Genomic DNA, 26,283 nt, shown 5'->3' with positions numbered 1-26,283 from the left:
GTTCACCCTGCGTTCGCATTTTTCAATCTACCCATACTTCACACACACACAGAAATCCCCCACGACGACAATTCAAAAATATTCATCTAAATTTTGAACACTTTGTGAATTTTGGTTATCTGTCCTTTTCTTCAATCATATATATGAATACAGTAAATATTCGAAGGGGGTTCACACATTGGGATATGATGTACTCATCTTTTTCTTTTACTTGATTATTCTATTAGGAATGATTGGAGCATTTTTCTTGGTATTAATAAATGCGTTTAATGTGGATGATGCAGTTAGAATTGATCCTAAGCTTTCCCTTCCAAAAGAAAGGGCACATTCATAGACAAAAGACCCCATCGAGGCAGATGGGGTTTTCTATTTTAATATAATGCAATTTACAATTTAACGTTAATTTTACTAATTGTTGTCTAAGCTTTCAAATATTACCATGACTATTATTAGCCATTATCAGTTAAGATGGTGTATATGGTTTTTTAAATCTTTTACATCATTTAGAGGAGGGGTTTTAATGGAGACATCATCCATCTCAAAAACGACTGTTGATGCGCTAAACAAGCAAATAGCAGACTGGAATATTCTATTTGTAAAGTTGCATAACTATCACTGGTATGTAAAAGGTCCAAATTTTTTCACTCTACATACTAAATTTGAGGAATTTTACAATGAGGCAAGTTTACATATTGATAAACTAGCAGAACGGGTGTTAATGATTGGTGGAAAGCCACTAGCTACAATGAGGGAATATCTTGATACTTCAAGTATTAAAGAAGCAAATAAGAATATTACTTCTGATGAAATGGTTCAAGACATTGTTAAAGACTTTCAATATTTGATTGAAGAATTAAAAGATGGTATGGAAATTGCAGAGGTTGATCACGATTCAGTCACTCATGACCTACTTTTAACAGTTCGTGAACAACTCACAAAGCATGTTTGGATGTTAACAGCTTACTTAAATTAAGTAAAACTTAAGGTTATATTAAGAAAAACAGCGTAAGCTACACGGATTACTCATCCTGTTTCCTTTCGCTGTTTTTTTCTTTTTTTTTAAAGAATAGTTTAATAGACGTTTGTACTCTAATCCAATTCTCATTTCTCTATATAAAAACAGGTATATAGTACTAGGAAATTCAAACTACAAACTATTGCTCCAAATAATATTTTCCACAAAATTAATGCAATTTCCGACATAAAACCCCTTTTTTCTATGTTTTTTCAAACACACCTTTTTATCTATTCCAACTACATCTTTGTAAGCGTTTCCATTTTAGTATTTCCTTACTTTCCCTTATTTTAATTAATCTATCAACCTTTCTCTCATTTCACAAATACAATTTTTACCTATTTATTTACTAGTTCAACCGATTTAAGTTCGAATTTTAGTTAAAAAGGACTATATATTACATTTTTTGATACCATATTGAAACATTTGCGTAATAATATTATACTTATGAAAATTCTAAATATACTAAAAATTCTCTCACGATATAGCGAAAGGAGACACAAAATGTCAAAACCTCTTTTGGAAATCGAACATTTAACGACATCGTTTCGTATAAACAATCAATATTATCCTGCAGTAGATGATGTATCACTGACTGTTCATGAAAATGAAGTTCTTGCAATTGTGGGTGAATCAGGTTGCGGCAAAAGCGCATTAGCCCTATCAATTCTCGGACTACATTCAAATAATCGTACAAAGATGAATGGATCGATCTCTTACAAGGGCACGAATTTACTAGCGTTAAACGATAGTAAGATGAATAAAATTCGTGGCAAGGAAATCGGAATGATTTTTCAGGAGCCTCTTACTGCTCTCAATCCGTTAATGACGGTTGGTAAACAAATTGAAGAAAATTTAGATTTCCATACTGATCTATCAAGCTCACAAAAAAAAGAGCGTGCATTAGAATTACTAGATCAAGTTGGAATTCCAAAGCCAGAGGTTACTTATAAACAGTATCCGCATGAATTATCTGGTGGTATGAGACAACGTGCTATGATTTCAATTGCGATTGCATGTAATCCTTCATTCGTAATTGCTGATGAGCCTACTACCGCTTTAGATGTAACTATACAAGCTCAAATTTTGGATTTACTAAAAGAAATTCAAAAGAAAACAAAACTTGGAATCATTTTAATTACTCATGACTTAAGTGTTGTTGCAGAAGTGGCAGACCGTGTTGCTGTTATGTATGCTGGACAAATCATTGAGACTGGTTCGGTAGAAGAAATACTAAATAATCCATTACACCCATATACTCGATCTCTATTAAACTCAATTCCTACTACTCATACAAAACATCAAAGACTTCACATAATTGAAGGTACTGTACCACCTTTAGACAAACTACCTAGATCTGGCTGCCGATTCAGCCACCGCATTCCTTGGATTCAACCTTATGCTCATGAAAATCAACCAATCTTGCACGAAGTCACACCAAAACATTATGTACGCTGTTCTTGTTATAAGCATTTTCATTTCAAGAACGAGAAAGGAGCACCGATCGTAAATGTCTCTATTAAAGGTTGATAACTTAAAAGTACATTACCCTATTCGTGGTGGTATTTTTCGAACAGTTGTAGATCACGTTAGAGCTGTAGATGGCATTTCGTTTGAACTAAACGAAGGCGAAACATATGGTCTAATCGGAGAGTCGGGTAGTGGAAAATCTACTGCTGGTAAGGCAATTCTACAATTAACAAAGACAACTGATGGAAGTATTAAGTTTTTAGATAATGACTTAATAACGCTAAGTAAAAAGCAATTGCGAGCATTTCGTCAAGAAATTCAAATGATATTTCAAGACCCATACTCTTCTCTAAATCCTAAAAAACGCATTATTGATTTAGTTGCAGAGCCATTAAGAAACTTTGAAAGCTTATCTGCTGAAGAAGAGGCCGAAAAAGTACTTTACTATCTTGATAAGGTTGGATTATCGCCAGAATCTCTTTATAAATACCCTCACGAATTTTCTGGTGGACAACGTCAGCGAATTGGAATCGCAAGGGCATTAACTTTGCAGCCAAAATTAATCGTTGCTGATGAACCTGTTTCAGCTTTGGATGTTTCTGTACAAGCACAAGTCCTAAATTTCTTACAAGATTTACAGGAAGAATTCAAATTAACTTATTTATTTATCGGTCATGACTTAGGGGTTATCGGTCATTTATGCGATCGAATTGGCGTTATGTATAGAGGTAGACTTGTTGAAGAAGGTACTACTGAAGATATTTTAAATAACCCTCAACATATTTACACTAAACGCTTAATTGCGGCTATACCAGATATTCGCCCAGAGGTTCGAGAAGAAAAAATTAGAGCAAGACAAGAAGTTAGAAAGGAATATCAACAAAATGCTTCTGCTTACTTTGATGAAAACGGTCGACCTTTCGATTTAAAACCAATCTCAGATACTCATCGAGTAGCATTACCATAGAAAGGAGTAACGAATATGTTGAAATTTATCATACGCCGTATACTCATCATGATTCCACAGCTTCTTATCTTGAGTATACTAATCTTTGCACTCGCTAAAGCAATGCCAGGTGATGCATTAACTGGTCGATCGATCAACCCAAAAGCTAATCCACAGGAAATTGAAAAAATTCGTGAAGAAATGGGTTTAAATGATCCTGCTTATGTTCAGTATTATCATTGGATTAAAAACGTTGCAAAAGGAGATTTTGGTATTTCGTATACACATAAAATCCAAGTCGTTGATGTAATTGGCGACCGTATTGGAAATACAGTATTACTTGCTCTTTGTGTGTTTATTATAACGTATTTACTAGCAATCCCACTTGGTATTATTAGTGGACGTTGGAACAATACATGGGCTGATAATCTAATAACCGGATATAACTATTTAGGTTTTGCTACTCCGCTATTTATTTTTGGATTAATTATGTTATTCATTTTCGGATTTTATTTTGATCTTTTTCCTACGGGCGGTAGCGTAGACCCTCAAGTTGCTGATGGTACCTTTGCTTATTACGTGAGTAAATTAAATCATCTCGTTTTACCAACTTTATCAGGTGCCCTGATCTCAACAGTTGGAATTTCACAATATTTACGTAGTGAAATTATTGATACAAAAGTAAAAGATTTTGTACGTACAGCTAGATCAAAAGGTGTTCCTGAAGCAAAAGTTTATTCTAAACATATTTTACGTAATTCATTCTTACCAATCGCAGCATTCTTAGGTTATGAGATTACTGGTTTAATAGCTGGTTCCGTATTTTTAGAGTCAATTTTCGGTTATCCAGGAATTGGTCAGCTATTTGTTAAATCCGTTATGTTACGTGATTTTACGGTTGTAAATGCACTTGTTTTAATGACATGTCTTGCAACACTTTTTGGAACATTAATCTCAGATATTATTCTAAGCATCGTTGATCCACGTATACGGATTGAATAGGGTAGGTGAAATTTATGGAATTAAAAATTGAAAATCAAACTTATATTACAGAGAAACAAAAAAGTCCATCTGGATTTAGTGTCATTTGGGCAGAATTTAGACGAGATAAATTAGCTTTATGTTCTCTTATTCTGCTTGGCCTAATAATATTAATTGTGTATGGCACTTCGCTTGTACTAGATCAAGATCAAATTGTTAAAGTAGACTTTCTCTCAATCTATCAGCCCCCTTCCTCTGCTCATTGGTTAGGTACTGATTATGGCGGACGTGATGTATTCGGGCAACTAATAATTGGGACAAGAAATTCCTTTACAATTGGATTTTTCATCACAATTATTACTAATATACTCGGCCTATCGCTAGGTTTAATAGCCGGCTATTTTGGTGGTTGGGTAGACGGTGTTGTTATGCGTATTATTGACTTTTTCTTATCACTACCAACACTAATGCTAATTATCGTATTCGTAACAGTTGTACCAAAATTCTCAATCATAAATTTTATCTTGATAATGAGCCTATTTTTATGGACAGGTAAAGCAAGGCTAATCCGTTCGAAAGTTTTATCAGAGAGCGAATTAGATTATGTGGCAGCAGCAAAAGCAATTGGCACGCCAAACTGGAAAATCATTATCTCACATGTTTTACCAAATGTAAGTTCATTAATTATTGTTGCATTTACATTAAACCTTGCAGGAAATATTGGTATCGAATCTGGCCTAACCTTCCTTGGATTTGGTTTACCAGAAAGTACACCAAGTTTAGGAACACTAGTAAGTTATGCGACAAACCCTGATGTTTTACAAAATAAGCTGTGGATATGGTTACCTGCATCGTGCATGATTTTAGTGCTCATGCTGAGTATAAATTTCATCGGTGAAGCGCTAAAGCGTGCAGCTGATGCAAGACAAAGAAGAGGATAATTAACATTAAAGGAGAGTGGAAATATGAAAAACAAAAAAAACTTTACTAAAGTATTAAGTGCAATGGCAGTATCAATGATGATTCTTTCAGCATGTAAAGGCGGCGACACAAAAACAACAACAACAACAACTAAGAAAATCGACCAAGCTGCTTTTCCAATTAAAGTATCAAACAACAAAAAAGCAATATCAGGTGGCACTTTAAAATACGGATTAATATCTGACACGCCATTTGAAGGGATCTTAAATACGATTTTCTATGAAGGTGACCCAGACTCTCAAGTTCTTCAATTCTTTGATGAGGCACTTCTTTCAACAGATGAGAACTATATTTATGACCAAGATGGTGCTGCTACATACAAATTAAGCGATGATAAAAAGACGATTACATTAACAATTCGCGATAATGTAAAATGGCATAATGGCGATCCTGTTACTGCTTCAGACTTAGAGTACTCATACCTTGTAATTGGTAACCCAAAATACACTGGTGTACGCTATGATTCTCAAATGTCTATGATCGAAGGTATGGAAGAATACCATAACGGTAAAGCGAAAAATATTTCTGGTGTGAAAGTAATTGACGATCACAACATCTCAATTACATTCAAAGAAGCAAACCCATCAGTACTTACTGGACTATGGACTTACCCACTACCTAAAAAATATTTAGGCAATGTACCAATTGATAAATTAGTATCATCTGACCAAATTCGTAAGGCTCCAATTGGATTTGGACCATTCAAAATTAAAAAGATCACACCAGGTGAAGCTGTAGAGTTCGAAGCGAACAAAGATTACTGGAATGGTGCTCCAAAACTTGACGGTGTACTTTTAAAAGTTGTTAACCCAACAATTGCTACATCATCATTACAAAACGGAGACATCGATATCGCTTCTGTTTCAGCTGATCAATATGAACAAGCGAAAAAATTAAAAAATATCCAATTAATCGGTAAAACAGAGTTAGCTTACTCTTACATCGGTTTCAAATTAGGACATTACGACGCGAAGAATGGCGTAAACGTAATGGATAATCCAAAATTCCAAGATAAGCGTGTACGTCAAGCGATGGCATTCGCACTTGATAACAAAGCAGTTGGGGAAAAATTATACAAAGGATTACGAGTACCTGCAACATCTGTAATTCCACCATCATTCCCTAAATACTTTGATAAAGCATTAAAAGGATATTCACATGATCCTGAAAAAGCGAAAAAATTATTAGACGAAGCTGGCTACAAAGATGTAACTGGAGATGGCTTACGTGAAGATCCAAGCGGAAAACCATTCAAAATTAACTTCGCTTCTATGAGTGGCGGCGACATCGCTGAACCATTAGCACAATTCTACTTACAATCTTGGAAAGAAGTTGGCTTAGATGTTCAATTATTAGATGGACGTTTACATGAGTTCAACTCATTCTACGATATGGTAGAAAAAGATAATCCAAAAATCGATATTTTCGCAGCAGCTTGGGGAACAGGTTCTGACCCAGACCCATCTGGAATCTGGGCGAAAAACGCACCATTCAACTACGTTCGTTGGGTAAATGAAGATAATGACAAATTATTAAAAGAAGGTATTTCTGCTAAAGCCTTCGATGAAAAATACCGTCAAGAAGTTTACGACAAATGGCAAGAGCTTGTAAATGACGAAGTACCAGTTATCCCTACTCTATTCCGCTTCGGTTTAGAAGGAGTTAACAACCGCGTGAAAGGTTACGACCTAACTGCTGGCCAAGGCTTCCAAGGTCACTTACAAGACATCACTGTAACAAGTGCAGAGTCTGAAAAAAATAAATAAGCATTAAAAATGGAGCCGCCTCACTTTTGAGACGGTTCTTTTTTTTGATTGGATTAAGTGTGTGGATAAGTGGTTGCTCTTCCTTGTTTTGGGAGGGTTATTTACAAGAAATGCGAACGGTTTGTGGACATTGTTGATAAAGTTGTGAACTTGGCTTAATTATTGTGGAAAGTGGATTAATTATCACTAAAAGTGGAGCAATTATCCCCAACTCCGGCTCACTTCCTCCTAATACTATCCTAATTATCCCCAACATCCGCTCAATTCCTTCTAATACTACCCTATTTCCCTTAAATTCATCTTAATTTTGATCCGATCCCACTCATATACCACCAAAATCTAGTCAACCACCGCCTATTCTGATCCAAACCAACACGAATTTTATCCAACACAATCACACCCCGAAAAAAACACAAAAAAGCCCGCCAGGAAGCCTAACAACTCCTAGCGGGCTCTAACCAATTATTGAGCCAATCTCAATAACCGAATTATTAACTTACTTTTCTCCCCTCTTCTTGCTCATACTTTTCAATCTTATGCTTAGCAGAGAAGTGGTAATAGATTAAACATAGAATCATAAATGGAATACCGCAGTACAATGCAATTCGTTGGTCTGGGATAAATGCAAGGCTAATGATTACAGCCACATTTAAAACTAGTGCAACGATTGGTACGAATGGATATAGAGGCGTTTTGTATTTTAAATCCTCTATTCTTCCACCTTCTTGAATGAATTTCTTTCTTCCTAAAAGGTTTGAAAGTGCAATGCTTGCCCAAACAAATAAGCAGCCAAATCCTGCAATTGATAATAACCATAAGTAAACTGTATCTTCTGCGTAAATTCCGCTTAATAATGATAAACATCCAAAGAACATACTGAAAGTTAAAGCGTTTAATGGTACACCTTTTTTAGTTAATTTACCTAATTTAGCACTAACCATTCCTTTTTGAGCCATTGAATACATCATACGTGATGTTGCGTATAATCCTGAGTTAGCAACTGATAGAACTGCTGTAATAATAACAAAGTTCATAATATCTGCTGCATATGGAATACCGATATTATCAAATACTACTACGAATGGACTATCTACTAAACCAGCTTTCTCCCAAGGGAATAAGCCTGCTAAAACAAAAATTGATAAAATAAAGAATACTAGAATTCGCCATACAGTGTTATTAATTGCTTTAGGTACAGCTTTTGCTGGATCTTCACTTTCACCAGCTGCAATCCCTACTAATTCACTTCCCTGGAATGAGAAGTTAACTGCAACCATTGTGACCATAATCGCTAAAAAGCCATTCGGGAAAAGTCCGCCGTGGTCTGTAAAGTTAGAGAGCATTGGAGCCTTTGTCCCCTCCATTGGCACAATGCCAAACATTACTGCTCCACCTAAAATGATAAATAGAACGATCGTCACTACTTTAATACTTGCAAACCAAAATTCAACTTCGGCAAAGCTTCTTGTTGAAAGTGCATTTACCGAGAATAATATTACACCAAATACTACACACCAGATCCAAGTCGGTACATCTGGAAACCATCTCTTCATTAACATACTAACTGTAATTAACTCTAAACCGATTGTTACCGACCAGTTTAACCATGCCATCCATCCAACTACATAGCCTGACGCTGGTGAGATATATTTAGTTGCATAAGTTTGATAAGAACCAGCATCTGGCAAATTAACTGCTAATTCTCCTAAACATAGCATGGTTAAATACATTACGATCCCACCTACTAAGTAGGCTAATATTGCTCCACCTGGGCCAGCTTCACTAATTGTATAGCCTGATCCCATAAACAAACCTGTCCCAATTACTCCCCCAAGAGCAATCATAAACAAGTGTCTACTTTTTAGCTCTTTTTTTAACCCTTGTTCTTGTTGTTTCATGAAAGTCCCTCCTCTAGATGTAAATTGTGCGTATAAGTTAAAATATTCTGATATAACAGAATATAAAATTTCTTATCCCTTTACCGAACACTAAAGCGCTCTAAATCAGTAGGTTTTAAGACACTCTTCCAGATGGCACCTGAAAGCGTATTCAAATTATTGTATCGAAATAATATCTCAATTATAAAAATAGATTTTATTATCTGTCAATACAATATAAGTGCTCCAGATGGAAATTCTACCTGGAGCAAACCTATTAGTCTATTAAACCCATCCACGGAAACGAGATGCTTCCGCCATTTTGCGAATACCAACCATATAAGCAGCTAATCTCATATTTACATTACGATTAACTGAAGTTTGGTAAACACTATCAAATGAACGTACCATTTTGTCGCGAAGCTTTTGTGCTACTTCTTCATCAGACCAGTAGTAACCTTGGTTATTTTGAACCCACTCAAAATAAGAAACAGAAACTCCACCAGCACTTGCTAGTACGTCTGGAACTAGTAAAATTCCACGCTCTGTTAATATTTTAGTAGCTTCTAGAGTAGTTGGACCATTTGCTGCTTCAACTACGATTGATGCTTTAATATTGTGAGCATTTTCAATTGTAATTTGGTTAGAAATTGCAGCTGGAACTAAAATATCACAAGGCATCTCAAGTAATTCTTTATTTGAAATAACATCAGTAAATAAGTTAGTTACTGTTCCAAAGCTATCTCTTTTTTCTAGTAAACTATTAATATCTAAACCGTTTGGATCGTATAATGCGCCAAGTGCGTCTGAAATACCAACTACCTTCGCACCCGCTTCAATCATAAACTTCGCTAAGAAGCTACCCGCATTACCGAATCCTTGTACAATGACACTAGCACCCTTTAAATCGATTCCTTTACGCTTCGCAGCTTCTTCGATACAGATTGTAACACCTTGAGCTGTAGCTGTTTCACGTCCTTCTGATCCACCTAATACAAGTGGTTTACCAGTAATAAATCCAGGTGAATCAAACTCTTGGATTCTGCTGTATTCATCCATCATCCAAGCCATAATTTGAGGATTCGTGTATACGTCTGGAGCAGGGATGTCCTTTGTTGGACCAACGATTTGGCTAACCGCACGAACATATCCTCTACTTAAACGCTCTAATTCAAAAATTGACATTTTTCTTGGATCACAAATGATACCGCCTTTTCCCCCACCGTATGGTAAATCAACGATACCGCATTTTAAGCTCATCCACATAGACAATGCTTTTACTTCATCCTCATTAACCTCAGGATGGAAACGAATTCCACCCTTTGTTGGACCTACAGAATCATTATGTTGTGAACGATAGCCAGTGAAAATTTTCACTGAGCCATCATCCATTCTTACCGGAATTTGCACTGTTAAAAATCGTAAAGGTTCTTTTAATAACTCATAAAGTTCTTTTGAATAACCAAGTTTATGAAGCGCTTCTGAGATTACTTCTTGAGTAGACTCAATTAACTCTCTGCCTTCTTCTTTGATTTTGTTTTGTACTTCATTTTGTGGGATTGTAGTTGTCATTTTTTATCGCTCCATTTATACAGTTGCTTTATATTGGCTAAATACTTCGTTAATTTGTTGAATTGACCAGTCTAAATCTTCTTTTGAAATAATTAATGGTGGTGCAAAACGAATGACTGTATCATGTGTTTCTTTACATAATAAACCTTGTTTCTTTAATGCTTCACAATAAATACGTGCTGGAACATGAAGTTCAACACCGATAAATAATCCACGTCCTCTAACTTCTTTAATATGAGGATGGTCGATTTCTTTTAATTTTTCCATAAAGTAATTTCCAAGTTCATTTGAACGCTCTGCTAATTTCTCTTCTTCAAGAACTTCTAAAGCAGCTACAGAAACAGCACAAGCTAGTGGATTTCCACCAAATGTAGATCCGTGAGATCCTGGTTCAAATACGCCTAAAATTGAACGATTAGCAGCAACACATGAAATTGGGAATACTCCACCACCAAGTGCTTTACCTAAAATGTACATATCAGGAATTACTTCTTCCCAATCACATGCAAAAGTTTTACCAGTTCTGCATAAACCTGTTTGAATTTCATCTGCAATAAATAATACGTTTTCTTTTGTACAAACTTCAGCTACTTCACGTAAAAATCCATCTCTAGGTATGTTAATTCCTGCTTCACCTTGGATTGGTTCGATTAATAATGCAGCAGTATTAGGTGTAATTGCAGCTTTTAATGCTTCAATATCGCCATAAGGAATTAATTTGATCCCTGGTAAGAATGGTCCAAATCCACGTTGATAGTCTTTTTCTGACGATAAAGAAACTGCAGCCATCGTACGTCCGTGGAAGTTTCCAATGCAAGCAATAATTTCAGCTTGGTTTTCTTCTACACCTTTTACATCATACGCCCATCTTCTAGCAGCTTTAATTGCTGTCTCAACAGCTTCAGCACCAGTGTTCATAGGTAGAATCATATCTTTGTTTGTAACTTTTGCTACTTTTTCATACCACTCACCCATGTTTTCACTGTAGAAAGCACGAGAAGTTAAAGTAACCTTGTCCGCTTGATCTTTTAAAGCTTGAATAATTTTAGGATGACGATGTCCTTGGTTAACAGAAGAATATGCACTTAGCATATCTAAATATCTGTTCCCCTCTGGATCTGTAACCCAAATACCTTCCGCTTTTGAGATTACTACTGGTAGTGGATGATAGTTATTTGCGCCATATTGATTTGTTTGGTCAATGATCTTTTGAGAATTAGTTGTCATTTGAGTTCCCCCAATATTGATTAATTTTTAGTTTCTTACTAAAAGAATAAGCAATTTCCGTGCCAAACATGTTAAATAAATTAAAATTCACAAAATGTACTTATTCTCGGTGTTATCCATCCATAATCATGATACCGTTTACAATTTACCGCAAAATATTTTTGCATTCAGACGCAAAATTATTTAAAATATGCATAGAATATTTGCAGCAAAAAAACGATTAACAAAGAAAATCTGCACATTCGGAAAAAACTGCTTTCTTATCTTACCAAAAATAACTAGAACTGCAAATTTTTTCTATTGTTATAATGAAAAGAGAGAATTATATGAAAAATGATAAACAAAACTTTTTAGCTGTTGATGAATTATTACAATTAATATTAGAAGAAATAGATATTGGTATACATGTAGTTGATCAAGAAGCAAATACGATGGTGTATAACCGCAAAATGATGGAAATCGAAATGATGAATGAAGAAGATGTATTACATAAAAATCTTTTAGATGTATTCACATTTCAAAAAAACCAATCGAGTACTCTACTTGAAGCACTCCAAAAAGGTAAAGTGCGCAAAAATATTAAACAATCCTACTTTAATAATAAAGGAAAAGAAGTTACAACGATTAACGATACTTATCCAATAATGAAAGAAAATAAAATTATCGGTGCCATTGAAATGGTTCGTGACGTTACGGAATTAAAGCAATCAGTACAAGAAGGTATACTACAAAATCGAAACACACGCTATACATTTGATCAATTAATTGGCGTTTCACACTCATTTAAAAGCATCATAGTAGACGCAAAAAGATCTGCAAAAACTTCTTCATCCGTTTTAATCGTAGGGGAAACTGGAACAGGTAAAGAATTGTTCGCCCAAAGTATTCACAACGCTAGCCAAAGAGCAACAAAACCCTTTATTTCTCAAAACTGCGCAGCACTTCCAGAATCCTTAATCGAAAGTATTTTATTTGGTACAAAAAAAGGAGCATTTACTGGGGCAATTGATAAACCAGGATTATTTGAAGAGGCCAATGGTGGAACATTATTATTAGATGAAATTAACTCCCTTAGCCCGAATTTACAAGCTAAGCTTTTAAGAGTCATACAAGAGCGCAAAGTTAGAAGAATAGGCGATACTAGCGAAAAGGAATTAGATGTAAGAATCATTGCTACAATAAACGAAGACCCTATTGAAGCGATCGCGAATAATCATTTACGAAAAGACTTATATTACCGTCTAAGTGTTGTCTCACTATTTCTACCACCATTACGTGAACGATTTGATGATATTCTATTATTAGCAAACTTCTTTATTCAAAAATATAATCGTCTTTTTGGCCATCGAGTAACTAATTTAGATGAAAATGTAATGAACTTCTTCTTAAATCATAACTGGCCAGGTAATATACGCGAGCTTGAACATATGATTGAAGGGGCAATGAACTTAGTAGAAAATGACACAACTATCTCTTCTACACATTTACCATCTAGATTCTTTAACGAAAAAAGAACGATTAACTCTGGACCGATCTCACGACAAACTAAAGAAGTCTTATTACCTAAACCAGATTCAATTGTTGAACAAACAAATTTAAAAAATACTTTATTAAACCAAGAAAAACAACACATCATGAATGTTTTAAATGAACATAACGGCAATATTACACAGGCTGCAAAAAAATTAGGCATCAGTAGACAAAACCTACAATATCGTATTCGTAAGTTTAATTTATTGAATGATTAATTTTAGAAAGTGAAATTTTTGTATTAACGAATTCTAATTTTCGAATACGGTTTAAACTATTATTTGCCCAAACCTTCCGCTCCTGTCCTGCATATTTTGAATATGTAAGACTCTCAGTAAAGGAGGTTTGTTTTACATGTCGAATGAAGATGAATATCGTCCACACGGATTTGGTGGTGGCTTTGGACACGGTGGGTTCGGAGGATTTCATGGTGGATTTGGTAGACCAGGATTTGGTTTTGGCCGTCCTGGATTTGGGTTTGGTCGTCCTGGATTTGGGTTTGGATTCGGCCGGCCGTTTTTCCCATTCTTCGGAGGCTTAGCAACTGGTGCATTATTAGCAGGAGCTTATGGAGGATATGGTTATCCTTATTATCCATACTATCCCTATTGCCCACCAGGGTATTATTGTCCTCCCCCTTATTACTACTAATAATGTAAATTTAAAAACTATTAAAGAGAAGGCTAATAAACCTTCTCTCAGACTGTTGACAACCGCTTACTTTCTTCGTTGCTTCGCCTGCTGAGCGGTGCTCATTACCGTTTAGGGTAACTCCGCGCCTCGAAAGACAAGCGCTNNGAAAATCAAATTTTTGGGACATTGTCTACACACTGAGAGAGGTCTAAAAAACCTTTTCTTTTTTATAATGATATTGTTGAATAGCTTCCTACAACATCTACTGAAAAACCTAAAGCTTCTAATTCTTGCTTAACTCCAGGTAATAAAACATCATCATAGCCCATCTCAACATCAACAATGAAAAAGTAATTTCCTAAACCAGTTTTCGTTGGTCTTGACTCAATTTTGGAAAGGTCAATCTGTCTCCATGCAAATGCAGAAAGCACTTGGTGAAGCGCACCAGCGCGATTCTCTGGCATGTTAATTACTAAAGTTGCTTTTGTATGCTTTGATTCAAAATAATTTGTTTCTACTGTAGCATCTTGTCTTTGTAAAACAACAAATCTTGTGTGATTATATGAATTGGAGTGAATATCTGACGCAACAATTTCTAACCCATATTTTTTGGCAGCAAACTCGTTCGCTATTGCCGCTATACACTCGTTAGATTGTTCACAAACCATTTTTGCAGCTGCACTTGTAGAGGTTACAGGCTCTAGTTTTGTATACTTATATTGGCTATGTAAAAATGTATGACACTGAGCTAAAGCATGCGAATGGGAATAAATCACCTCAATATCCTTTGCTCGATGTGCTTGTCCCTTTGCCATCAATAAATGTTGTCTAATCGGGATAATAATTTCACCAACCATTTTTAATGGCTGTTCGTGCACAAGATAATCGATTGTTGTAGTCACAGATCCTTCAACTGAATTCTCTATTGGAACGACAACTAAATCAACATCACCTTCAGCTACACTATCCATACATACAGGTATACTAGAATAAGCAATATGTTCATCATTTTTAAAAACAGACCGAACTGCGACATGTGTAAAAGTCGCCTCAGGCCCTAAGTATCCAACCTTCACGTTCCCACTCCTTTTAATTTTTAATTATACTAAAAAGAGTTAAGATTAAAAGTAAAATGTTTAATTTTTAGCAATTATCTTACAAATTTCGCGAAAACCAACTTTAAAGGCTACTCTGACGAATTTTTAATGCCGTTGGAACAATCACCTTTTTTGCTATTTTCCTACCCATAAGCCTTTCCATTAATAAATCTACTGCTGATTCACCCATCAATTCAGTGTAGACTTTCAACGTACTTAAGCTAGGAAACAGATATTTCGAAAACACAAAATCATTCATTCCAATTAAATTTACACGTTCTGGCACTGCTATCTTTGCTTCATTAAGTGCCCTTAAACACCCAACTGCCATCGTATCACAGCCAATTAAAAAAGCTGTTGGCAAATCTCCACCTTGTTCTTGGATTGCCTTTTTCATTAAATTAAATCCTGCTTCAGGTGTAAAATCACTTAAATACAGATTTTCTTTTCGAAAAAGTCCTTTTTCCTCTAAATATTTTTTATATGTTTTCAATCGAGAATTAGTCTTCTGACTTTGCTTTCGATCGTACTCGCGTCCACCGATATATCCAATTTTTTGGTGTCCATGCGAAATAAAATGATCTAAAACCTTCGTAATAGCATTCTCATAATCTGTAATGACAGAATCATATCTTTCTTCATCCGGAGAAAAATCAACGAACACGATATTTCTCGAGACTTTCTTCAATGCGGTTATTTGTTGATCATCAAACTTACCTAATGCTATAACACCTTGAATTTGCTCATCAAACATTCCTTTTTCATTTCCACGATAAAAAGTAGAAATATGCAAGGAATGCTGTTCACACTTATTTTCAACTCCAAAACGAATTAACATATAAAAAAGATCATTTAAATCTTCTTTTACACTATCCCCTTTAACAAGAGCGATTTTAGCAATATTCTTTTTAACTTTTGATTTTTTCCTATATGAAAGCTTTTCTGCTGTTTCGAAAATTCTTTGTTTTGTATCATTACTTACTGATAACGCAGGGTCATAATTAAGTACTCTTGATACAGTAGCAATTGATACACCTGCTTTTTCGGCAATTTCTTTAATTGTAGTCATTACAACTCTCCTCGTAACCTTCCAATCTGAATCGTACTCGAAATTATTACTTTCATTAATTTTAACAGTTGAAGGTAGTACGGTTATTCTGTAAATATGGAGAATTTTTTACATATTTTATTTTCTTCAAATCAAGATCGTATAATTAAGTTTTATTTATGTATTTTTGAAATATTATAATCTACAAGAGGATAATTTATTTTTTCGGAGTAAACTTAGCTGTTTTTTATATTGTTGAAAAGTTGATGTGGTTTTTCATTTCTATTCGTATAGTGTCTTTAACATTGTACCCGTTAGCGCATCAATTGATCTAGTTGATGATAATCCTACCTCGTTTGGAAGATTACTGTAAATTAGTATATCCATCCCCCTATTGATCCGATATCCTGCTTGTTTTAAATAGTTGATTACTTTCTTTAAATAACTCGTCCAGTCATGCTTTATTTCATCGTCTAAATCACTCAAAGAAATTTCAATAATTCCTAAGTCTTCAAAGTTCAAAGATACTAGTTTAATTAACTGGCTTTCTGTTCTAGACAAAATCACATAAATACCATATGGTTGTGATGTATACTGATTATTTCCATCAAAGTCTGTCATTTCCTCAATCATATCAGAATGACCTGATATAAAAAAAACACGAAAATTAGAATGACTGTAATACTGATTGTAAACTGATACTAAGTCTTTAACATCCATTTCCTAATCACTCCTTTTACCTATTTTTTACTGATGGTCTTAAACACTATTAAAATAGATTTAATTCTACCTTTTAATCATCTAGCTTTGTAACTCAGCGAAGGCTTTTATATCGCCTCATCTGAAGTAAACCTATTATTTTGGACGAGAAAACGTAATAAAGCAGAAAAAGAGATCTATAAAAAGTATCCTACTCTCATGGATATTATTGGTCAATAATTAATCTAATTAAAATTTACTAAAACGAATGGATTTTTTACTTAGTTTTTTATTCTGTCACAATTAAAGTTCAAACTAGTAAAATATTGTATTTCCCTCTCAAACAAAAGCTTATCTTCATGATAGTTCTATTAGATTATTAATAGTAATAATTTTACATATTTTTACTTCCCACCCTTATTAGAAACTATATTTAAATAACAAAATAACTAAAATTTACTAAAATTTTTTAACCGTTCAAATACACTATTTGCAGGTAGAAAAAATATGTTTAATTTTCCATTGATTTGTTTTCAGAAAATTTAATAAACTATATATAGAGAGCCTAATGTTGTATAGAAGTTTCTAAAGGTAAAGAACGTGTTTACAGTCAGTATGATTCATACACTCTACTTTAAGGGGGGCATAAAAAATGTCAGGATTTGATACAGGTTTAGATATTTTTAAGATTTTTGCTTTCATATTTCCAATTATTTTTGTTTTAGTTTTTGCAGGTATATTTTTTGCACTCATAAAGGGATTAAAGCAATGGAATTATAATAATAAACAACCTAAATTAACCGTCCCAGCAAAAATAGTGACAAAAAGAATAGATTACATTAAGCGTAACGATATGAACCAGTTCACTCATTCCGCTACACATTATTATGTTACACTTGAGGTTGAATCTGGAGACAGAATCGAATTTCAAGTTGACGGGTTTCTTTATGGTCAATTAGTAGAAAATGATTCAGGAAAACTAACTTTTCAAGGAACGAGATTCATAAACTTTGAGCGACAATAATTTCTTACCTGAGGTGGATTAATGAAAGTATTCATAAGTGGTGCAACCGGCTTTCTAGGAAAGCATACCACTAAAAGATTAAGTGATATGGGGTATTCTGTAATAGCATATGGAAGAAATAAGGAAGCAGCTAAATTTTTCAATAATATGAAGAATGTCACCTTTATTAAAGGGGATTTAAACGACTCCATCTTATTAGAAGAAAATATAAAAAATGTTGATTATGTAATACACTGCGCTGCTCTTTGTGCCCCCTTTGGCCGCTATGCTGATTTTGAAAAGACAAATGTTGAGGGAACAAGAAACATCGTAAATGCTGCACTTTCAGCAGATTTAAAAAAATTTATTAATATATCAACCCCTAGTGTGTATTTTACAAATGCGAGTCGCAAAAATGTGAAAGAAAGTGATCCGCTGCCATCAAAATACTCTAATTACTACGCTAAAACAAAGCACTTAGCGGATTTAATTGTTGAGGATGCGATGGCCAAAGGACTACCAGCAATCTCACTAAGACCAAGACAAATTTTTGGCCCTTTCGATCATACAATTTTTGGAAGATTTATCCAAATAAACGAAAGTGGCGGAATTCCATTAGCTCATAAAGGGCAAGTTTTAATGGATTTCACTTATATCGAAAATGTTGTTGATCTAATCGTGGCTTGTATGGATGCCGATGATGCTTTCAATGGGGAATACTACAATATCACAAATGATCAACCTATTTATTTAATCGATGTGCTTAAACAGCTATTTTCAGCCTTAAACAAAGAGTTACATACAAAAAATATCTCACCAAAACTACTATCATTTATTGCATCTAACTCAGAATTAATAGCCAAAATGACCAATAAACCACCTAAAGTTTCCAAGCATATTGCAAATTTCCTAAGCTACGACTATACACTGAATATCGAAAAAATCAAAAATGATTTAGATTACGCCCCTAAAGTGTCGATCAATGAAGGCATAAAACGATATGCTGATTGGTACTTAAGTACAAATGAAGGAAAGTAAAACAAGCTAAAGTCACCTAAATTGATGGAATTTAAGTGATTTTAGCTTGTTTTTGTTTGAATCTTATTTGATTCGAATGGATTACTGTGTTCAATGGATTGGTGCAGCTATTACTTAGGTATCGTCGGTTGATTTGCAGTTTCAGTATTTTTATTTGCAGTAACGGAACTTTCATTTGCACTTCTATCAATTCGCAGGTTTTAGACTTTTATTTCCTTCCCGCTCTACCATGCTCCTAAAATGCCAAAGAGCGCCAATTAAATTCGAATCGTTTTCGAATGCACATCTTTCTACTGATATATCTAAAATTCCATATTTACCTCTCATAGCGGTTAATTCTTCATTTATTCGATTAATTAATTCACCACTTTCACTTATTGCTCCACCGATTAATATTTTCTCTGGATCAATGATGTTTGCCAAATTAAGGATTCCTACTGCCAAGTATTTAACAAACTTATCAAATTCTTCTTTAACTACTTTATCGCCTTTATTTAGTAAATCGAATACAGTTTTACCGTTTAATGACTCTAAAGCCAGTCCTTTACGTTTTGTGACCGCTTGAACGAAACTTGTAGTTGAAGCGAGTTGATTCCAAGGCTGTCCAAATGAATCATCAATTGTTTTACCTAAAATTTTTCTAATCGTTTTACTTACTAGTCTTCTAAATCCTATTCGTAATGAATCTTCCGTGTAATCCTTCATAAGCATACTTCCGAATTCACCTGCATATGAATTTTTACCTCTTCGTACTTTTTTATTTAGTACGATGACACCACCGATCCCTGAGCCAATTACTATGCAGATAAAATCATTTACACTTTTAGCTGCTCCAATCCAGGCTTCACAAAGACCCGCGCAGTTTGCATCGTTTTCTAATTCGATTCTAAGTCCAGTACTCTCGAATAGTAATTGCTTTATATTTGGTCCGTGAATATATGGTAAAGCGCTAAATCCACCAATAACACCCGTTTCAATATTTACTGCTCCTGGTATACTTAACGCAATACCTTCTATCTTCATTTTATTTTCATAGTTTTTAACGATCGAAGTCACTACACTAATCAATTCCTGAATACCTTCCTTTGGAGTGGGAACTGAGCCTTTTTCAACAAAGCTGCCATCCTCTTTCATTAATGCAAACTTGATTGCTGATCCCCCTATATCAATTGCAGCATAATGTTTCATATGCATTCCCCTCTTTTAAGACAATTTTACTAAAATATGTTATTCTCAATCTCCTAGTGTAAAAATCTATTTAATAGTTGTTTGCAACTCTTTAATATTTAAAGACCATAGTCCACTATTTAGTATTGTATCTGCATCCTCTATATTTAGGCGCTCCTTAAATAGTGGCCCATCAATTACAAACGTATGGTATTCTCCACCCTCGCCCATTACACAGATTTCCTTGCTCTGAAATAGTTCTTTTATCTCTTTATTTAAACTCTTTCCTACAATAGTTGGTTCAAAAATATTCTCTCGTGCTCTACAAATAATTGCATTGTATCCAGTCGCTATCCATTGATCTAGCAAATTAATTGTCTCATTTTTATTAATCCACACTGGAAAAATTGGCTTAAGTCCAGCCTGTACTGCAACTAGTTCATTCCATTGTCGATCTTCTTCAACATATAATGTACCGAACGCAATAGAAGAAAGATCATATTGCTCTTTGATTGCTTTTAGTCCGTCAACCATAGACTCTTCATATTTACCAGCTGAATCAATCATGATTAATGGTATACCAAGTGCATCTGCTTGCATTTGTAAAAAATTTAGCGGGGTTCCGTGCGCATGATTTCTTTCATCTTTTTTTGATACCATTGATATTAAACAAGCAACTTCATATTTATTTTTAATTAATAAATCTAATGCTAAACAACAATCCTTCCCGCCACTCCATGAAACTGCCACTTTACGATTCTCCACTTACATCATTCTCCCTTAAATTGCGATTAGATTGTATAATCCTCTGTCTTTCCAAAATCCATCTTTGTGAGTTCAAGCTCGAAGCTGATTGAAAACACTTGTCTCTTTAAGCATGATTTACTTTTTTAGTAAACTTTTAACGTATGCCATACCTTTCAACGAATACTCAAACCACTGTTGATGATCTCCATAAGGAATTTCAACCCATTCTCTCATAGGCTTTCCACCCATTGGATCGAAGTTTTTTGCACCATTTAATTTTAAAGCCCTTACGACATCATCCGACTTAAGCTTTACGACGATATTTGGTTCATTATAAAATACAAAAACTTTACCTTGTACTTTTAATCCTTTATGTCCAAAAATACTACCTTTTGTTGCTTCATAATGATTAATTAATTCAGTTCGCAAGCTTTCAAATCTCTCGATTGTACCTTCCATATTTACCATTCCTTTTTTATCTGATCCATTCTTTACTTCCTAGGATTAATAAAAATAACTTATTAATGCCAATAACTTATTGACATTATTCATTGTTATCTCATCGTCTATACTAATTATATAGATACTATAAACGGGGAGGTAATCACATGACAATCAACTTCCACGATTCACAAAATAAAATGACATATACAACTAGAGAGGCTGATCAATCTTGGATTCAGCTAATGGAGGAAAATGTAGATTTACACGGAAAGAATGCAGTTGATATAGGTTGTGGCGGGGGTATTTACTCGAAAGCGCTCATTAAATTAAGCGTAAATCACGTTACAGCCGTTGATTTTTCAGAGGAAATGCTTAAAGGTGCTACTGAAAATTGTAAAGACTTCAAGAATATTTCTTTTAGTAAAGGCGATGCTTATAACACTAAACTCCCAACTTCGAATTATGATGTAATTTTAGAAAGAGCTTTAGTACATCATTTAGAAGATTTAAACGCCTGCTTTCTTGAGGCAAATCGTTTACTAAAAAAGAATGGAATCCTAATCGTTCAAGATCGGACGCCAGAAGATTGTTTACTCCCTGGAGACTCAAGCCATATTCGAGGTTACTTCTTCGACCTGTATCCTGGACTGAAAACTAAGGAAACTTCTAGAAGATATGATACACAAGAAATGCACTTAGCATTAGAGTCAGCTGGATTTCATGTTGAAAAAACAATAAAACTATGGGAAACGAGACAAATCTATCATAATCTAGAAACACTTCGGAATGATTTACTACTTAGAACGGGCCGCTCAATCCTGCATGAACTCACAAATGAAGAGTTAAAGTATTTAGTAAAATTTATAGAAAACAAACTTCAGCATCAATCTTCTATTGTTGAGAAAGACCGCTTTACAGTTTGGTTTGCTAGAAAGAGATAGCGTTAAGCACACCAACTAAATTTTATAGAAGAAACGCTTAGTCTAATTTCTAAGCGTTTTCATTTTATCCATTCGCTGTATTTTCTTTCAGCTCAATCTTCGGAAGTTTTATCGTTACTTTCGTTCCCTCATCAACACTACTCTCAAACGAGATTGTTCCTTGCATTGCTTCAATTATTCTAACGGAAACTGTTGTACCAACGCCGGTTCCCTTCTCCTTAGTAGAATAATAGAGTGTACCAATACGCGAAAGTTGTTCCTTGGTCATTCCCTTTCCATTGTCTCTGATCATGATGACCGTTTTATCTTTTTCCTCGTATAATTTCACGTGAACATATCCACCTGAACTGGTTGCCTCAATTGCATTTTTAATTAAGTTGACTAATGCTTGCTTAAATTGATTTTTATCTGTATTTATGAATGTTTCGACCTCTATATCACCTTTTAATTTAACATTTTGCTTTAATGCTAGTGGTACTATTAAGGTAACTACGTCTGAAACGCACTGTTTTAAATTGATTGTTTCTACTTTATCAAATTGTGGTTTCGCAAAGTTTAAATAATCATTAATGATCCCTTCTGCTCTACCTAATTCACTTAATACTAGTGGCAAGTATTCCATTGACTGGTTATCTTTGCTCTCTTGCATCAATTGGAGGAAACCTTTCACTACAGTAAGTGGATTCCTTACTTCGTGGGCAATAGAAGCCGCCATTTCACTTAATGTATTAAGCTTTTCGGCCCTTTGAATTTCTTTATGCAAAATTTTATTTTCTATTAAAGTTTCAATTAATTTTGCCCCTAAAGTAATTGCGATTAACTCGATTACAATAAAAATAAGAACTAACCCAAAAAGTCTGTAATCGCTTTTAAAACTTATGTGGTTTACAAATAAAAACGTAAATAAGATTCCTAGTTGGACTAATGCTGGCCAGAAACTAATCAGAGCTGTTGCAATGATCCTTTGTTTAGGCTTAAATGTCCAAAACCATTTAAATAAAACCATTGACCCTAGTGAGGATAGGGTAATACTCATCATTCCGAAAATTATGGCGTCTCCGCCTAAAAGAATCCTACCTAATAAGATTGCTAAAAAAGTTATGATTCCCCAACGGTAGCCACAATAAAGAAAAGCAATGGTTAATGGAATATATCTTAAATCCCAAAATAACCCATATGCTGGGTATGGAAAGGCCATACAAAAAAAGCCTGCTACAGCCTGAAATATGCCAAAAAGATAAATTTTATCTTTATAGCCATGCCTTTCATAAATGATACTGTATATTAAAATTGGACTTAATATAATTAAAACATGCAGTAAAAGTTTTTCGATTAACACGTTATTATCCTCACCGAATTCAAAATTTACGAAATAATGTTAATTTAAAAATAATACGACAAAAATTCCAAAAATCCTTTATTTTACCCTATCATGTCCCATCTTTTTTCATTTTCTGTCGATTAATATTATTCGATTTATTTGAGAGTGAAAAAGGTGCGTTTATAAGTTTAAACATTTATACTAGAAATACCTTACAACTACTCGAATGAAAGGGATTTTTATGAATAAAAGAATCGTATTAAATATTACTTTAGTTATGATTTTCTTTTTGTTAATTAATTTTTACATAGGCATTAATGGATGGATTTATCTCAATTCTTTATTTAGTAATTGGACGAACCCAACAATAAAAATAGTTTATTGGATTGTATTTCTGACTGTAACTTTTGCATATATTCTTTCAAGAGTTTTAAAGAAAAAGCTACCTACCCCATTCTTTAAATCAATCCATAAAATTGGAGCATATTGGCTTGCCATCTTTTACTATTTAATTTTCTTCGTTATCGCTGCTGATTTAATTGGACTGATATTAAGTAAGGCTACTTCTATAAAGACGAATACGATTATTTCGATTTTAGGAACGTTTGTCGCACTATGCATTACAACCCTTATTATAAAAGGTAGAAAAAGTGCTTTAAATACAGAAATAGTTCATTATGACATCAATGTTGCAAAATCAAATGAAAAGTATAAAGAGCTATCAATTGTATTAGTTTCAGATTTACATTTAAGCACATTAGTTACGAATAAAAGATTAGAGTTTCTTGTTGAAAAAATTAATAAACTTTCTCCTGATCTAGTATTAATTGCTGGGGATATTATTGATGAAGATATTACTCCTTTTGTTGAGGAAAATATGATTCAAACCTTGAAAAAGTTAAAACCAAGGATTGGAACATATGCAGTACCAGGTAATCATGATTATTATGGCGGACATTTAGATTTACTTGTTGAACATTTAAAGGATGCCGGTATCCATATTTTATTAGATGAGAAAGAACTGGTTGAAAATAATTTCTATATCGTCGGTCGAAAAGATCTCGCTAGTAAAAAACGCTTAGATTTACCTAAACTACTCGAAGGAATTGATCATTCAAAGCCAATTATTTTACTTGACCATCAGCCTTATCATTTAGAGATTCCAACTCAATTAGGTGTAGATTTACAAGTGTCTGGTCACACCCATCGCGGTCAATTTATGCCAAACCACTTAATCACTCGTCGACTTTATGAAGTAGATTGGGGATATTTACAAAAAGAACACTCCCATTTTATTGTTTCATCAGGATTTGGAACTTGGGGACCACCAATTAGAACAGGTAACCCTTCTGAAGTTGTTACGATTACTGTTTCATTTTCCAATTGATTCATTCTACTAGAGACCGAAAGATTTTGGTCTCTTTTATTTTTTGTCATAATTTATCTATAAATAATTTTCTGAAAAGTGTAAAATATTATTGTGAGTTTCTTTTCAGAATGGAGAATGAAACATGAAAAATACGGAGTACTACAATAATAGAAGCCATCGAATTTATATTTTTTTTATGGCTTCACTCACTTCTTTGTTACTAATAGGAATTATAGTTTCTCCCTTAACGTTTAAAGATCACCCAATTGAAATGATCATCCAAGTTATCTTAATGTTCTTATTAATTTTTGCTTTATTCTATTTTGTTAAAAGAGATAATACATTTTCAAAGTTATTATTTACGACCATTTCATCCCTATATGTATATATTAAATTTTGGACATACCCAGAAACATCAACAATGTATAGTTTTGTAGCAATTATCCCTATCTTCACGATCTTTTTATACAATCGCAAAGCATTTTATATCGGTTGGGTATTAAATATATTAATTGGACCTACTTTTGTCTTACTAATCACATTTTCCGATTTAAAAGAAAAATATTCTTACATAGCCTTAGACCCTGTCGGCAATATTTTAGAATTCCTAGCCATACAATTAATTCTCTTATTTGTATTTTTACAAACAGAGACAAGAGTCATAGCTTTAGAAACAAACCACAAGGAAATACAGCAGGCGAAACAATTAAACTCAATCGGTCAGCTAGCAGCAACGATTGCACATGAAATTCGTAATCCAATAACAGTCGTAAAAGGATTCGCACAACTGTTTCAAGAAACAAAAACAATGACCCATGACGAAAAATACTATGTCGATGCAATGTTAAAAGAACTAGAATACGCTCAAATCATCATCAATGATTACTTATCACTAGCAAAACCACAAACCGAAACAATCCAAATCGTAGAAGTAAATAAAGAAATATTGAATGTGACTGATTTACTAGCCTCAATGGCAAATAGTCAAAGCATCGGCTTCCAATTAAACTGTAATGAAATACTTTACACAAAAATAAATCCGATCGAATTTAAACAAGTTCTCGTTAACTTAATGAAGAATGCAATCGAATCAATGCATTGTGCCGGATTTATCACGATCAACCTTTTGCAAGAAAATGAATTTGCTCTTATTGAAATCATAGATACAGGAATTGGCATGTCTCAAGAAACAATCGAAAAACTAGGTACCCCTTTCTATTCTCTAAAAGAAAGAGGCACAGGCATCGGATTAACAGTCTGCTTTAACATTATCGAAAAATTCAAAGGTCAAATTAAAGTAAGCAGCAAGGAAAAAGAAGGTTCAGCATTCCGGATTTATTTACCGATTTGGAAGAAAGAAAATGAATAAAACTGAGATAAAAAACCACAAGAATGATATTATCCCCTTTAG

The 26,283-nt window shown here is 34.0% G+C and carries 24 protein-coding genes; 14 read left to right on the top strand and 10 right to left on the bottom strand.

The genetic code is table 11. The features are described 5' to 3' along the window. Positions 1–178: 178 nt before the first annotated feature. The 7 genes from COC46_RS22090 (at position 179) to opp4A (ending at position 7,159) form a co-directional block, all read left to right on the top strand. Positions 179–334, top strand: coding sequence for a hypothetical protein (locus COC46_RS22090; protein WP_176545045.1), 156 nt, complete (start codon positions 179–181; stop codon positions 332–334). A 186-nt stretch (positions 335–520) separates the two neighbouring features. Further along, a complete protein-coding gene (locus COC46_RS03575; protein WP_483295512.1) occupies positions 521–973 on the top strand; it encodes a Dps family protein in 453 nt (150 codons plus the stop codon). A 546-nt stretch (positions 974–1,519) separates the two neighbouring features. After that, a complete protein-coding gene (locus COC46_RS03570; protein WP_098808387.1) occupies positions 1,520–2,545 on the top strand; it encodes an ABC transporter ATP-binding protein in 1,026 nt (341 codons plus the stop codon). After that, the gene (locus COC46_RS03565; RefSeq protein WP_098808386.1) at positions 2,526–3,452 is read left to right on the top strand and encodes an ABC transporter ATP-binding protein; all 927 of its coding nucleotides are present in this window, start codon (positions 2,526–2,528) and stop codon (positions 3,450–3,452) included. Before COC46_RS03570 ends, COC46_RS03565 begins: the two co-directional genes overlap by 20 nt. Before the next feature lie 15 nt (positions 3,453–3,467). Further along, positions 3,468–4,433, top strand: coding sequence for an oligopeptide ABC transporter permease (opp4B, locus tag COC46_RS03560; RefSeq protein ID WP_098808385.1), 966 nt, complete (start codon positions 3,468–3,470; stop codon positions 4,431–4,433). Positions 4,434–4,447: 14 nt separating this feature from the next. Beyond that, the gene (locus COC46_RS03555) at positions 4,448–5,353 is read left to right on the top strand and encodes an ABC transporter permease (RefSeq protein WP_098808384.1); all 906 of its coding nucleotides are present in this window, start codon (positions 4,448–4,450) and stop codon (positions 5,351–5,353) included. A 24-nt stretch (positions 5,354–5,377) separates the two neighbouring features. Continuing rightward, positions 5,378–7,159 (top strand): oligopeptide ABC transporter substrate-binding protein, encoded by a 1,782-nt coding sequence (gene opp4A, locus COC46_RS03550; RefSeq protein ID WP_098808383.1) that lies wholly within the window; start codon positions 5,378–5,380, stop codon positions 7,157–7,159. Between the two features lie 491 nt (positions 7,160–7,650). On the opposite strand, the gene COC46_RS03545 is transcribed toward opp4A, so the two are convergent. The 3 genes from COC46_RS03545 to COC46_RS03535 all read right to left on the bottom strand — a co-directional run bounded on the left by COC46_RS03545 (position 7,651) and on the right by COC46_RS03535 (position 11,835). Further along, a complete protein-coding gene (locus COC46_RS03545) occupies positions 7,651–9,057 on the bottom strand; it encodes an amino acid permease (RefSeq protein WP_098808382.1) in 1,407 nt (468 codons plus the stop codon). Between the two features lie 264 nt (positions 9,058–9,321). Continuing rightward, complete coding sequence (locus COC46_RS03540; RefSeq protein ID WP_098808381.1) at positions 9,322–10,608, bottom strand: Glu/Leu/Phe/Val family dehydrogenase; 1,287 nt, start codon at positions 10,606–10,608, stop codon at positions 9,322–9,324. A gap of 15 nt (positions 10,609–10,623) precedes the next feature. Then, complete coding sequence (locus COC46_RS03535; RefSeq protein ID WP_098808380.1) at positions 10,624–11,835, bottom strand: ornithine--oxo-acid transaminase; 1,212 nt, start codon at positions 11,833–11,835, stop codon at positions 10,624–10,626. Between the two features lie 326 nt (positions 11,836–12,161). Between COC46_RS03535 and COC46_RS03530 the strand changes: the two genes are divergently transcribed. Both COC46_RS03530 and COC46_RS03525 read left to right on the top strand, forming a co-directional pair. Further along, positions 12,162–13,583 carry a sigma-54 interaction domain-containing protein gene (locus COC46_RS03530; protein WP_098808379.1) on the top strand — a complete coding sequence of 474 codons (1,422 nt, stop codon included), beginning with the start codon at positions 12,162–12,164 and terminating at the stop codon, positions 13,581–13,583. Positions 13,584–13,719: 136 nt separating this feature from the next. Continuing rightward, on the top strand, positions 13,720–14,016 hold the full coding sequence (locus COC46_RS03525) for a hypothetical protein (RefSeq protein WP_098808378.1): 297 nt from the start codon (positions 13,720–13,722) through the stop codon (positions 14,014–14,016). Positions 14,017–14,225: 209 nt separating this feature from the next. On the opposite strand, the gene pheA is transcribed toward COC46_RS03525, so the two are convergent. The 3 genes from pheA to COC46_RS03510 all read right to left on the bottom strand — a co-directional run bounded on the left by pheA (position 14,226) and on the right by COC46_RS03510 (position 16,863). Next, on the bottom strand, positions 14,226–15,074 hold the full coding sequence (gene pheA, locus COC46_RS03520) for a prephenate dehydratase (protein WP_098808377.1): 849 nt from the start codon (positions 15,072–15,074) through the stop codon (positions 14,226–14,228). Between the two features lie 103 nt (positions 15,075–15,177). Next, entirely contained in the window at positions 15,178–16,164 is a 987-nt protein-coding gene (locus COC46_RS03515; protein WP_098808376.1) for a LacI family DNA-binding transcriptional regulator, read from the bottom strand. Between the two features lie 261 nt (positions 16,165–16,425). After that, positions 16,426–16,863 carry a galactokinase gene (locus COC46_RS03510; RefSeq protein WP_098808375.1) on the bottom strand — a complete coding sequence of 146 codons (438 nt, stop codon included), beginning with the start codon at positions 16,861–16,863 and terminating at the stop codon, positions 16,426–16,428. 631 nt (positions 16,864–17,494) lie between these two features. Here COC46_RS03510 and COC46_RS03505 point away from each other — a divergent pair. Beyond that, positions 17,495–17,866, top strand: coding sequence for a DUF2500 domain-containing protein (locus tag COC46_RS03505; protein WP_098808374.1), 372 nt, complete (start codon positions 17,495–17,497; stop codon positions 17,864–17,866). A gap of 21 nt (positions 17,867–17,887) precedes the next feature. Then, complete coding sequence (locus COC46_RS03500) at positions 17,888–18,883, top strand: NAD-dependent epimerase/dehydratase family protein (RefSeq protein WP_098808373.1); 996 nt, start codon at positions 17,888–17,890, stop codon at positions 18,881–18,883. Between the two features lie 186 nt (positions 18,884–19,069). Here COC46_RS03500 and COC46_RS03495 read toward each other — a convergent pair whose 3' ends face one another. The 3 genes from COC46_RS03495 to COC46_RS03485 all read right to left on the bottom strand — a co-directional run bounded on the left by COC46_RS03495 (position 19,070) and on the right by COC46_RS03485 (position 21,256). Next, entirely contained in the window at positions 19,070–20,071 is a 1,002-nt protein-coding gene (locus COC46_RS03495; protein ID WP_098808372.1) for an ROK family protein, read from the bottom strand. A 66-nt stretch (positions 20,072–20,137) separates the two neighbouring features. After that, positions 20,138–20,815, bottom strand: a complete 678-nt coding sequence (locus COC46_RS03490; protein ID WP_098808371.1) for a Dph6-related ATP pyrophosphatase — start codon at positions 20,813–20,815, stop codon at positions 20,138–20,140. A gap of 117 nt (positions 20,816–20,932) precedes the next feature. After that, positions 20,933–21,256, bottom strand: a complete 324-nt coding sequence (locus COC46_RS03485; RefSeq protein ID WP_098808370.1) for a hypothetical protein — start codon at positions 21,254–21,256, stop codon at positions 20,933–20,935. A 149-nt stretch (positions 21,257–21,405) separates the two neighbouring features. Between COC46_RS03485 and COC46_RS03480 the strand changes: the two genes are divergently transcribed. Continuing rightward, complete coding sequence (locus tag COC46_RS03480; RefSeq protein WP_098808369.1) at positions 21,406–22,182, top strand: class I SAM-dependent methyltransferase; 777 nt, start codon at positions 21,406–21,408, stop codon at positions 22,180–22,182. 64 nt (positions 22,183–22,246) lie between these two features. Here the strand turns inward: COC46_RS03480 and COC46_RS03475 are convergent, their stop codons facing one another. Beyond that, positions 22,247–23,521 carry an ATP-binding protein gene (locus COC46_RS03475; RefSeq protein ID WP_098808368.1) on the bottom strand — a complete coding sequence of 425 codons (1,275 nt, stop codon included), beginning with the start codon at positions 23,519–23,521 and terminating at the stop codon, positions 22,247–22,249. Between the two features lie 223 nt (positions 23,522–23,744). On the opposite strand from COC46_RS03475, the gene COC46_RS03470 reads away from it, so the two are divergent. Next, on the top strand, positions 23,745–24,890 hold the full coding sequence (locus tag COC46_RS03470) for a metallophosphoesterase (RefSeq protein WP_176545044.1): 1,146 nt from the start codon (positions 23,745–23,747) through the stop codon (positions 24,888–24,890). Between the two features lie 124 nt (positions 24,891–25,014). After that, positions 25,015–26,241: a sensor histidine kinase gene (locus tag COC46_RS03465; protein WP_098808366.1), complete on the top strand. Its 1,227-nt coding sequence runs from the start codon at positions 25,015–25,017 to the stop codon at positions 26,239–26,241. Positions 26,242–26,283: the final 42 nt, after the last annotated feature.

The sequence above is a fragment of the Bacillus sp. AFS041924 genome, assembly GCF_002577195.1.
Classification (GTDB): Bacteria; Bacillota; Bacilli; order Bacillales; family Bacillaceae_G; genus Gottfriedia.
This window is presented reverse-complemented; position numbering and strand designations above follow the sequence as displayed.